7 protein-coding genes are annotated in these 11522 nt (G+C 60.1%); 4 read left to right on the forward strand and 3 right to left on the reverse strand.

Features of this window, described 5'->3' with window-relative positions; translation table 11 throughout:
• Positions 1-96 precede the first annotated feature (96 nt).
• Positions 97-300, forward strand: a complete 204-nt coding sequence (locus tag HMPREF2849_RS09445) for an SPOR domain-containing protein (protein ID WP_016423068.1) — start codon at positions 97-99, stop codon at positions 298-300.
• Between the two features lie 12 nt (positions 301-312).
• Here the strand turns inward: HMPREF2849_RS09445 and HMPREF2849_RS09450 are convergent, their stop codons facing one another.
• Together HMPREF2849_RS09450 and panB are read right to left on the reverse strand one after the other, a co-directional pair.
• Positions 313-2133: a CYTH and CHAD domain-containing protein gene (locus tag HMPREF2849_RS09450; protein ID WP_070862914.1), complete on the reverse strand. Its 1821-nt coding sequence runs from the start codon at positions 2131-2133 to the stop codon at positions 313-315.
• 30 nt (positions 2134-2163) lie between these two features.
• Positions 2164-2973 carry a 3-methyl-2-oxobutanoate hydroxymethyltransferase gene (gene panB, locus HMPREF2849_RS09455; RefSeq protein ID WP_224784052.1) on the reverse strand — a complete coding sequence of 270 codons (810 nt, stop codon included), beginning with the start codon at positions 2971-2973 and terminating at the stop codon, positions 2164-2166.
• 140 nt (positions 2974-3113) lie between these two features.
• Here panB and HMPREF2849_RS09460 point away from each other — a divergent pair, with 140 nt between their 5' ends.
• From HMPREF2849_RS09460 to HMPREF2849_RS09470, 3 genes are all read left to right on the forward strand, one after another.
• On the forward strand, positions 3114-4454 hold the full coding sequence (locus HMPREF2849_RS09460) for a glutamine synthetase family protein (protein WP_005511085.1): 1341 nt from the start codon (positions 3114-3116) through the stop codon (positions 4452-4454).
• 61 nt (positions 4455-4515) lie between these two features.
• The gene (locus tag HMPREF2849_RS09465) at positions 4516-7698 is read left to right on the forward strand and encodes a bifunctional [glutamine synthetase] adenylyltransferase/[glutamine synthetase]-adenylyl-L-tyrosine phosphorylase (protein WP_070438619.1); all 3183 of its coding nucleotides are present in this window, start codon (positions 4516-4518) and stop codon (positions 7696-7698) included.
• A 98-nt stretch (positions 7699-7796) separates the two neighbouring features.
• Positions 7797-10010: a hypothetical protein gene (locus HMPREF2849_RS09470; RefSeq protein ID WP_070862915.1), complete on the forward strand. Its 2214-nt coding sequence runs from the start codon at positions 7797-7799 to the stop codon at positions 10008-10010.
• A 29-nt stretch (positions 10011-10039) separates the two neighbouring features.
• On the opposite strand, the gene HMPREF2849_RS09475 is transcribed toward HMPREF2849_RS09470, so the two are convergent.
• Positions 10040-11467 (reverse strand): MFS transporter, encoded by a 1428-nt coding sequence (locus HMPREF2849_RS09475; protein ID WP_070862916.1) that lies wholly within the window; start codon positions 11465-11467, stop codon positions 10040-10042.
• Positions 11468-11522 lie beyond the last annotated feature (55 nt).

Genomic DNA, 11522 nt, shown 5'->3' on the forward strand with positions numbered 1-11522 from the left:
GGTTGCCTCTCTGCAAGTTTGCTTATGTGTGGAGTTGGCGGTGACAGAACCGCTTGATAACTCGACAAGTTCTCGATGTGGAAGAGGAGAAAAATCGTGAGCGACAACAGCAGTAAGTGGTACTACCAGCCGTCGACGGGCACGGTGTTTCAGGGAAAGAAAACCGGTTGGGACGACCGAATGGGCCCCTACGATTCCGAAGAGGAAGCCCGCGCTGCCATGGAAAAAGTCGCCGAGCGCAACAAGGCGGCCGACGACTGGGATGAAGAAGATGACGACTGGGGAGTAGCTGAAAAATAAGGCTCTACGCCTTTAGGCCTTCTTGCCCTTCTTAATCTTCTTCTCCATCTTGCGGAAGGCCTTGAAAACCTTTGCCACGGCATCGTCGTACTCAGCCAGGGCCTTCAGGCCGTCGTAGTACTCCATCTGGTAAAGCACGCCGTAGCCGAAGGTGTCCCTGCCCGCACGGGAGGCACGCTTAGCGCGAGCCAGCACGAAGTCGCGCGCAGTACAGGTGTCCTGGAAGTCACCGAGAACCGACTGCAGGTTCTTGCAAGCAGCGTAGAGCTTCTCGGTCGGCAGGTCCGCGTTCTGAGCAGCTTCCGCGCTGTAGCGGAGCTTCTTCGCAGCCTTGCGGACATCGTGGTAACGCTCGTCCAAATCTGCCTCTGGCAGGTCAGCATCCTCGCGGCCATCGAGTACCAGGTTGTGGCGACGACGGAACTTCGAAAACGCGCTGCGCAGGTGATCAAGCAGCACCGCAGTGGTGTCGAGTTCCTTCGGTGCCGCTACCTTCTCCGGCTCGGCCTTGTCTGAGGTCGTGGAAGCTGCTGCATCGGCGGCAGTATCAGCCTCAGCCGCGACCTCGGAACCAGCTGCCGACGTATCCTCGGAGTCTGCGTTCTCCGCGCCGTCGACAAGCGAATCATCCTTCTTCTTAGACTTCTTTTCCCCAGCCTCGGCCTCGTCCGCATTTGCGGCAATTGGCGGATTGGCGAGGAACTCATCGAGATCGTCGAGAAGTTGCAGGTACTCGCTGGAATTGAGTGCGAAAATGACGCGCTGATGAGCGCGGTCGTAGTCCTTCTGGACATCTTCGACGAGATTCGCACGCAGCTCCTCGCCCAAAGCGGCGCTTTCGCGATTGGCCAGCAGCTCCTCCCAGCGCATAGCGACGACCTCAGCGTCACGAGCCACGCCGAGAACACCCGCCAGCTGCTTGAGGTTGCTCTCCAGCTCAGCGACCTTATCGCCCACGACAATGCCGTGGAAGGTCTGCATGTGACTGCGTAGCTCACGAGTGGCGACGCGCATCTGATGCACCGAGTCAAACTCATCGCGGCGTACCTTCGGGTCGTACTCGACCATCTTGGCCACGTTAGCGGCCAGCGCATCGACCACAGTGCGCCCCGGAGTACCCTTCGGCAGCTTCGCTGGAACCGGCGGCAGGGGAGCGGAGTCGATGGAGTCACCCAACGCCGTCGCCAACTTCGAAGGGCTTTCCGACGGCACGGCGCCAGCCACCTCAGCGACCTTGGACATCGCTGCCATTACGGCCTTACCGTCCGGGTGATTTGCCCAATCCCCGAGCAGCTCAATCTCCCACTCACGCCAAGTAGTGGTTTCGCCGCCATCGAGGAAGGAAGTCGCCGTGACGTGATCATCCGCAAACTCCGCCATGGGCGTGCCATCGAGGGCAAACACCGTGGTGACGTGGCGCTCATTGTCTACCTGCGCGATTGGTTGCAGCGGGTGATTGCGCACAATTGCGCGCACGGGGGCAAGCAACTCGGTAGGCACGATGTAGTCAGCATCGCGGCCTTCACCGTTAACAGAGCCCTCTTCCAGGTCAACGCCATATTCGAGGCGACCGCCGGTACCCGGCGCCTTCAGATGCCACCCCTCATCGGGGCCGCCCGTTCGGCGACGCAGAGTGTGCTTGGACCGGGTCAGACGCAGGTCCGCCGTGTCCAGGTAAATCGCGGAGAGATTTCGCACCTCAGTGGTGGTGGAGCCAACCTGTGGAACGAAATCGAACGATGGGGCTACCACTTCTGGGGTAGCTGAGAACTTAGATTCCACCTCCAACGCCGCAGTTGGAGTTTTGGACTTAGAACCAGACTTAGATGCCATAACCACTAATTCTACCCCTGAATCGAAGAGCTAACCCGAGAAGTTCTGCGCCTCAGTAGGGAACTCGCGGGAGTGCACCTGGTCGACATACTGCTTCGCTCCCTTGGTCAGCATCTCACCGACCTCTTCGAACACCGAGCTAAACGACGGCCTGCGGCCATCGGCCGGAACTGCAAAGGCATCCTGCCAGACGAGAACCTGGCCATCGCACTGATTACCAGCGCCAATGCCACAGGTCGGGATGGATAGCTCGCGGGTAATCTCGGTGGCCAGATTCGCAGGCACCATCTCCAGGACCACGGCCGCGGCACCAGCATCGGCTACCGCATGGGCGTCGGCACGCAGCTGTTCCGCCCCCGCACCGCGCCCCTGTACCTTGAATCCGGACAGCGCGTTGACGGACTGCGGGGTGAAACCGATGTGCGCCATGACCGGAATGCCGGCGTTGACCAGCGCACGGATGCGCGGAGCGATACGCACGCCACCTTCGATCTTGATCATGTGTGCGCCGGTTTCGCGCATCATCTTCGCGGCGGACAGCACGGCCTGCTCATCGGAGGCCTCGTAAGTGCCGAAGGGTAGATCGGCAACAACAAGTGCGTTGCCAGCGCCCCGGACGACACCGCGCGCAAGCGGGATCATTTCTTCCAGCGAGATCTCGGTGGTGGTGTCGTAGCCGTAGACAACGTTTGCTGCAGAGTCGCCGACCAACAGTAGCTCGACACCGGCGGCGGAAAAAGCGCGCGCGGTGGAGTAGTCGTAGCAAGTCAACATTGCCCAGGGGCGAGACTCAGCCTTCCATTCGGCCAGATTATTCAGACGAATCTTTTTTCCGCTCATGTCAATAGAGCATGCCATAGTCACCCGCAATTCGAGGCCACGAGGGCAGCGGTTATGGCACGGGTGCGGCAGTTGGCTAGCCACGCCGGATGGTCAAAATGTGTACCGCGAATCCGGGCACCTGGGTAACGTTGGAAAGTATGAACAGTCAGCAGGAATTCGTCCTCCGCGCAATCGAAGAGCAAGATATCCGTTATATCCGTCTGTGGTTTACCGACATTTTGGGGTATCTGAAGTCCGTTGCCGTCGCACCGGCTGAGCTCGAGGGCTCCTTTGAAGAGGGCATTGGTTTCGATGGCTCCGCGGTGGAGGGCTTTTCCCGCGTCTCCGAGGCTGACACTATCGCGCAACCGGATCCTTCGACGTTCCAGGTCATGCCGCGTCTGCATAAAGAAGACACAATCACGTCCGCGCGCATGTTCTGCGACATCGTCATGCCCGACGGTCAGCCGTCGTGGGCAGATCCACGCCAGGTGCTGCGCCGCCAAATTAAGGCGCTTGCCGACGAGGGCTTCCACGCGTTCATCCACCCGGAGATTGAGTTTTTCCTAGTAGAGAGCCTGGCTACTGATGGAAAGCCGCCGGTGCCAACGGACAATGGCGGTTACTTTGACCAGGCGGTCTACGACCGCGCACCCCGCTTTCGCCAAGAAGCGATCACGGTGTTGGAAGACATGGGAATCCCTGTGGAGTTCTCCCATCACGAAAATGCGCCGGGTCAGCAGGAAATCGATCTGCGCTACGCCGATCCGCTGACTATGGCGGATAACGTGATGTCTTTCCGCTACATCATTAAGCAGATCGCAATGAAAAACGGTGTGCAGGCGACATTCATGCCGAAACCTTTCCAGGATTTGCCGGGCAATGGCATGCACACTCATATTTCCCTCTTTGAAGGGGACACTAATGCATTCCACGACCCGGATGATGAAAACCAGCTCTCCGACACCGCAAAGGGTTTCATTGCCGGCATTCTGACTCACGCCAGCGAAATTTCCGCTGTGACCAATCAGTGGGTCAACTCCTACAAGCGCACGGCATTTGGCGATGAGGCTCCGACGTCCGCGACATGGGGCATGGCCAACCGCTCGGCTCTCGTGCGTGTGCCCATGTACTCACCGGGTAAGGCACATTCGCGCCGGGTGGAAATTCGTTCCTTGGACTCGGCCTGTAACCCGTATCTTGCTTACTCGGTGATTTTGGCCGCCGGTTTGAAGGGAATTAAGGAGGGTTACCAGCTTCCGGAGCAGGCAGAGGACAACATCTCCGAGTTGACCAAGCGGGAACGACGTGCGATGGGCTACCGCGATTTGCCGACATCCCTGGAGGTGGCGCTGCAGGAGATGGAACGCTCCGATCTGGTGGCCGATGCTCTCGGTGACCATGTCTACGAGTTCTTCCTGCTCAATAAGTGGCGCGAGTGGCGCGAGTTCCAGCGTCAGGTGACGCAGTGGGAGCTGCGCACAACTCTGGATTACTAGTTTCCCCGTACCGCCCCCTTCCTTTTTCGTCTTTAATTTGTTTTTTGGGTGACCAGTTTCAATGGTGATGAATCGACCTCGCACATCTCGCCAATCAGTGCCGCGGCCCGCAGCGCTGGGCTTGCGTAACGACGATCGGACGCGGGCTGACCTGGAAGATTTGGGGTGGTACAACGAGGAGTCCCTACATCTGTTGTGGGGTCTTGCCGGAGCCAGCGACCCCAAGCTGGCGCTTATGGCGCTAGTGCGGCTGAAAGGCGCTCTCGACGAGCTGGAGCAGCAGGGAAAGCTGGAGAACTGGGCCACCTGGTCCGGTCTCGATGAAGCCATGCGCGAGCAGGTGCCGCTACGTACGCGTATGTTTGCGCTGCTCGGCGGCTCGAGTGCACTGGGCGATCACCTGGTTGCACACCCAGAAAAGTGGGTTCTGCTCCAAGCTGAGTTTCCAACTGAGGCAGACATGTTCCGCGAGATGCTCTCCAGCGTCGGGGCTGTGCCCGAGGTCATCGAACTCACTGATGAGGCCAGTCTGGAAAAGCAGGAGGATCCCGAGTATCGCAACCCCGTCGTTGCGCCCGCCACGCTTGAAGGCCCCGGTTTGTACCGTGCGAAGCTAACCGGCCGTGAGGCCGAAGTTGCGATGCAGTGCGCCTACCGCGACTTGATCATGCGTATTGCGTGCTACGACTTGGCTGGCACGTATCCACGGGGTCCTCGCCGTCCGGGACAGCCACAAGTCCCATTCCGTCAGGTCTCGGAGGCACTCAGTGATCTGGCTGATGCGGCGTTGACGGCTGCACTCTCTGTCGCGGTGCAACAGGTCTTTCCTTCGTCGCCGGTCTCAACACGCCTGGCCGTAATCGCCATGGGCAAGTGCGGTGCGGAAGAGCTGAACTACATCTCCGATGTGGATGTCATATTCGTCGCAGAGCCGGCGGATGCCCGAGCCACCCGTTTGGCCAGCGAATTTATCCGGATTTCTTGCCACTGCTTCTTTGAGGTCGACGCGAATCTCCGACCGGAGGGTAAGTCGGGTGCACTCGTACGCACCGTGGATTCCCACGTCGCCTACTACAAGCGTTGGGCCGAAACCTGGGAGTTCCAGGCGTTACTGAAGGCGCGGCCGATGACAGGCGATATCGAGCTGGGCCGCGAATACATCGATGCTCTAGCTCCGATGGTGTGGACCGCCTCTCAGCGGGAATCCTTCGTCGATGATGTTCAACGCATGCGCGCCCGTGTGGTCCAAAACGTCCCCGAAGAGCTTCGCTACCGAGAGCTCAAGCTCGGTCGCGGTGGTCTGCGTGATGTCGAGTTCGCGGTGCAGCTGCTGCAGCTGGTCCATGGTCGCTATGACGATAGCCTCCGCGTGCTGCCAACTGTGATGGCACTCGACGCACTTGTCGAGGCTGGCTATATCGGTCGCGAAGACGGTGCCGCGCTGATTAACGCCTACGAGTTCGTCCGTCTGCTGGAGCACCGCCTGCAGCTGCAAAAGATGCGGCGGACGCATTTGTTGCCTGCCGACGACGACACCGAAGCTCTTCAGTGGCTCGGTCGCGCCTCTGGCATCGTCGGTGAGGGCGGCACCGATGCCAGCAAACCGCTGGCCAAGCAGGTTCGACTGGCCAGCTCACAGATCCGCTCCCTGCACAACAAGCTTTTCTACCGTCCACTGCTGAACTCCGTGGTGGAGCAGGACATTGGAACCCTGCAGCTATCGGCCGATGCGGCAAAGCGCCAGCTGGCCGCGCTGGGCTATCAGTACCCGGATCGCGCCTACGAGCATCTTTCTGCGCTGGCGGCGGGCACCTCGCGCAAGTCGCGTATTCAGGCGATGCTGCTACCGACGCTGATGGAGTGGCTATCGTCGACGCCAGACCCCGACGCGGGTCTGCTCAATTATCGCAAGCTCTCTGAGAAGCTCCACGACGAAACGTGGTTCCTGCGTACGCTGCGCGATGAGGGCGTCGTCGGCCAACGGCTGATGCGTGTGCTCGGTTCTTCGCCGTACGCGTCTGATCTGATTATGAGTGCGCCGGACGTAATTAAACGGTTCGGCGACGGTGCATCTGGGCCGAAGCTTCTGAATACCGACTCCGATGCAGTCGGGCGTGCGCTGGTCGCAGCGGCTGCCCGACACAACAGTCCAGCTAAGGCCATTGGTGTGGCACGTGCGTTGCGCCGTGCAGAGCTCGCGCGCATTGCCTCCGCAGATCTCTTCGGACTGATGGATGTGCAAGAGGTCTGTCACTCTCTGTCGATGGTGTGGGACAACGTGCTCGAAGCTGCCCTTGCCGCCGAAATCCGTGCATGGTCGCTGGAGCATCCTGACTCGGAGGTCCCGGGCGTTATCTCCGTGATTGGTATGGGGCGACTCGGCGGTGCTGAACTGGGGTACGGCTCCGATGCCGACGTGATGTTCATCTGTGAACCCCGCAAGGACGCCGATGGAGCGCCGCTTGTCGACGATTCCGAGGCGGTCAAGTGGGCAACCAGGATTTGTGACTCGTTGCGTCGTCGGCTGGCAAAGCCAAGCCAGGACCCGCCATTGGAGGTCGACGTGGACCTGCGCCCAGAAGGACGCTCGGGCCCGATTGTCAGGACCCTGGATTCCTATGTGACCTACTACGAGCGCTGGGGTGAAACCTGGGAGATTCAGGCACTGCTACGGGCTACCTGGATTGCCGGCGACAAAGACCTGGGCACCCGCTTCCTTAAGGCCATCGATCCGCTGAGGTACCCACAGGGCGGAGCTGATGCCAAGATGGTCCGCGATGTCCGTCGTATGAAGGCGCGTGTTGATTCCGAGCGGCTGCCTCGCGGAGCTGATCGGCGTACCCACACCAAACTCGGTTCCGGTGCACTGACCGATATTGAATGGACTGTGCAGCTGCTAATCATGCTGCATGCCCACGAAGTGCCGGAGTTGCACAACACGTCGACACTGGAGTGTCTGGAAGTGCTGAAAGACCGCAGAATTCTAGATGAGGAGGATACCGACGCACTTCGGGATGCCTGGCTGATGGCGACGAATGCTCGCAATGCGCTGGTGCTCACGCGTGGTAAACGCACGGATCAGCTGCCACAGCCGGGGCGTCAGCTGACTCAGGTCGCAGGTGCGGCGGGGTGGGAAGCATCGGATTCCAACGGTTTTATTGAGCACTATTTGCGTCTGACTCGTCACTCCAGCCGTGTCGTCAATCGTGTGTTTTGGGGTGAGGAGAACCCCGACCACGAGTAGGCCGGGCAGAGGTCTGCCGCACCTCGCTGCGAGGCTCATTATGTGGCAGCGGGGTGCAGCCTTTGTCTTAGCACGGCGACCGGGCATAATGGTGGGCTATGGAACGCAACGTCGATTACTCGGTACGCCCTAGGTATGAGGATTTCATTCTCAACCTAGATGGCACTGACCTGCGTTTTTTATTGAGCCGCACGTGTCCAGCAGCTGACACCTCAGCTGCTGGACAAGAGGCGGTGGAATTGCTGATGTCACAGGATTCAGCGCATACGGCGCTGTCTTTTTGTGATCCCGATGTTCTCGATGTGGCCCAATTGGTTCATATTCTGGAGGATTCCGCATCGCTGGATACCCTCACAGAAGTGGCTTATTGGGCATCGGATGCGGACGTGATGGCGCACGATACGCCGAAGGGCGTTGACCGCAAGCGTCGTCGCGTCGGCAAGCAGCAGCTTGAGCATGTGCTACGCCGTGGCCAGCGCCAGGGGCTCGTGTGGGAGGAACCGGCGGGCGTGTGGCATGTGCCACCACATATTTCGGAGGTGTTCCCGGCGGAACCGAGCCTCAGTTTCCGCGTCGCCGACTTGGTGGCGAATATGCCAGCGGATGTGCTGAGTCGCCGTATGGAGCGCATGGGGCTGGAGCCGGATAACGCGCCGGGAGAGGGCACATCGCGAGCTCTGAACGCCAGCGATTTAACGGTGCGGAATGTGCAGGCTCGCCAGGTGGAGCACATTGCAGGCTTCCTCTGCGATCCGGTGAAGGTGCGGGCTCTGGTGATGACAGCTCCGGTGGATATTCGCAATGAGCTGCGCTGGATGGCAACCGACGAGAAGTACTTGCCCTCCTATATGTGGTCTGAACTACGTGCCGACGCGGTGCGCTGGGCCGAAGAGCGTCTGCTGCTGACTGTGCTAGAAGAACCGGCGATGCCGACATTTGAGCAAGAATCGGAAGCACGCAACGAATCGACAGTGGTTGCCCGCCTGGTGGGCGCAGTCGCGTTGGCGCTCAAGGGCGACATGTGGTCGATTCGTAAGCCGCATCCGACGGAGTCTTTCCCGGCAACGCTGGAGTCAAAGGAATTGACCGAAGCTTCGGTGGCTGCGGTGGCGTTTGCTTCGGCGTTTATGGATGCTGCGGGCAGCGGCGACGGACGTCTGAAGGACCCGTTGCACATGTATGAGGAATCGAGCCTGCTGTGGATTCAGGACTTCGCAGCGTCAATAGGGGCGAGTGCTTTCGCGGCGCCCTGGATTGTGGAGATGCTGGTCAACGCGGGATTGATTCACGCTGACAGCGGGCATCCGACGCCGCGCGCACTGCAGTACTGGTACAACGCTGATGCCTCGACCCGATGGGCGTATCTCGCGGCGGGCTTCCTCGTTGGTCGCGGTCCGTGGCACGGCGAGTTTCCGTGGGTGACCATGGGCGTCGATGATCTGTCGCATGCCACCCTTGCCTACGGCTACCCGTATGCCGCGCGTGAAGTAGTGTCACTGGCCGCGCAGCTGGAGGAAGATCAGAAGTTCTATGGCTGCTGCGTCGAAGGGCATATGGCTTGGAATGTCGACAACCTCTGCGCTCGCAATGGCGCCGATGGGGAAGCGATGGTCGGTTGGCTGCTGGAGCAGGCCGGCATCTTGGGCATTCTCTATCATGGGCACGCCTCCTGGCAAGCCATGGCCATCATGTATGCCTTGCACGACATCTGGCTGACTGATCAGCACGTCGGTGCTCAGCGCATGGCCGAACTCATCGCTGAGTATGCCGCTGGCCAGGTGCCGACGGCGGAGGCAGTCCAGATTGCCCGCCTGTTCAAGGATGCCGCACCTAACGAGCGCCTGGCTGCCACATTGGATGGCGTCGCCAGCAACCAGGTTGCCCTCGCGTTGGACTTCATCGGCGACCGCGAAACCTGCGCGGAAACTTCTCGCTGGATTATTTCCGAGGAGAGCCTGCGTCGCGCTTGCCTCGCGGTTGACGGCGATGTCGATGTCCTGTTTTCCCAGCTGGGGCCACTGGTCAATAGTTCTATGAAGCTGGTCATCTACGCCGAGCTAGTCCGCATTACCAAGACCGAGAAGCTGCAGGAAATGTATGAGCGTGAGGCCGTAGCATCAACGCCTTCGCTTGACGACGTCCCGGAGAACGCAGCCTCCGAAACTGACACCGGTGAGCGCGCTTCCCATGGTGCTCAGACCGATGGCAGCGAACGCACGGCGGATAGCGGCCGCGCAGACTCCTCTGGGCGATCGGAGGACTCGGATGACTCGGAGGGACTGGAAGGACCAGAGCAGCTTTCGCTGTTCTAGCCGCTCCGTCTCTCGACTTCCTGTAGTTCCTACTCCGTAGGTTCCAGCTCAAAACGGCTTTGCTGGGCGGCAAAGCGTGCCGCCGCACGCTTTGCCACCAGCAGGCCAACGAAACCAATCACCCACACACCGACGACAGCCAACCAGCCAATGCGGAAGGTCTCCCAGGTGTAATTTCCATCGGGAGCTGCAATATCCAGCAGGAAGCCGACACCTTGTGCAGCGAGCATGGTGGCCACAAAACCGCCCATATTCGCCAACCCAGTGCCGGTGGCGAGTACCTTGCGATCGACCTCTTCGCGCACTGAGTCAAAGCCGAAGTTGGACATTGCACCAAGACCGGCCATTAGGATGTTGACTACAATAATTGCCCAGTACGCTGGTGGGTTGCTCGGTGCCAGGAACACAATCCAGACGGCCATGTTGATAAACGCGATTGCGACAACAACCTTGATACGGTCGCGGCCGGTGCGTGCCGAGACCATGCCCATCAACGGCCCGGCGATAATTACTGACAGCGTGTTAACGACCAGCACCACACTGGCCTCGGAGGGCTTAAGACCCATACCCAGCATCATCAGAGGCATGCCCCACAGCAATGTGAAGATGCACTGATGCATCAAACCAGTCCAGTGAGTGAAGAAACCCTGCCAGCACACCGGGTGAGTGGTCACAATCTTCAGAGTCTGGCCGATAGTTAGTTTCTCATCGGCTGCGGCAGAGGCTCCGCCATCGGCAGCCGTTTTCGCGGCCTTCTTGGCGGCGCGGCGTTTACGAAGTGACATCTTGGCTGTGGAGGAGTTCTCCGGGACGTCGGCAAGCGCGATCATGCCTACGATAGCGATGAGAAGACCCGCGGTGCTCAGCGACAAGAACGCGGGCACCCACCCCGCGGCGTGCAGAATCGCGAGGAACGGGACCGCAGAGATGAACTGGCCGAGCTGGCCAAGACCAGCCGTGAGCTGCGTGAACAGCGGAGTGACGCGCAGTGGGAACCACGCGGGAAGCAGTCGCATCGCACCGAGGAATGCGGTGGCATCGCCGGCGCCGATGAACACACGAGCGATGACAGCCAGCGGATACGATGTCGTAAACGCGATGATGACCTGGCCCAGCGCCATGATCAGTGCGCCCACGACCATCGTTTTCTTGGCGCCGACGCGGTCAATGATGATGCCCGTCGGAATCTGCGCCAGGGCGTAGACGCCAACCTGCACGGCGGTGAACAGCGCGAGTTGGGAGGCGTTGATATGGAAGCGATCGAGCGCCTCGACGCCAGCGACACCCATGGAGGTGCGGCCGACGATGGCAACGATGTAGGTAATCAGCGCCGCCAGCCAGACGGCAATCGCGCGGCCAGTGACGTGCTCGCGCGGGTCCTTTGCCACCGCTGTGGCGGGCTGATCTGTTGATGAAATCTGATCTTTACCGTTACGCTGCTTTACCACTCGCCACATTGTAGACCCCATCAACCAACCGGCCTGAAGAGGGGTCGCACCGGGGCCTAGATGG

This window comes from Corynebacterium sp. HMSC073B01 (genome assembly GCF_001838255.1).
GTDB lineage: Bacteria > Actinomycetota > Actinomycetes > Mycobacteriales > Mycobacteriaceae > Corynebacterium > Corynebacterium jeikeium_D.

Coding starts and splice junctions, on each gene's coding strand:
- panB (WP_224784052.1), bottom strand. CDS start 2,973: ATGAGCGGAAAAAAGATTCGTCTGAATAATCTGGCCGAATGGAAGGCT.
- HMPREF2849_RS09465 (WP_070438619.1), top strand. CDS start 4,516: ATGGTGATGAATCGACCTCGCACATCTCGCCAATCAGTGCCGCGGCCC.
- HMPREF2849_RS09470 (WP_070862915.1), top strand. CDS start 7,797: ATGGAACGCAACGTCGATTACTCGGTACGCCCTAGGTATGAGGATTTC.
- HMPREF2849_RS09475 (WP_070862916.1), bottom strand. CDS start 11,467: ATGTGGCGAGTGGTAAAGCAGCGTAACGGTAAAGATCAGATTTCATCA.
- HMPREF2849_RS09450 (WP_070862914.1), bottom strand. CDS start 2,133: ATGGCATCTAAGTCTGGTTCTAAGTCCAAAACTCCAACTGCGGCGTTG.
- HMPREF2849_RS09460 (WP_005511085.1), top strand. CDS start 3,114: ATGAACAGTCAGCAGGAATTCGTCCTCCGCGCAATCGAAGAGCAAGAT.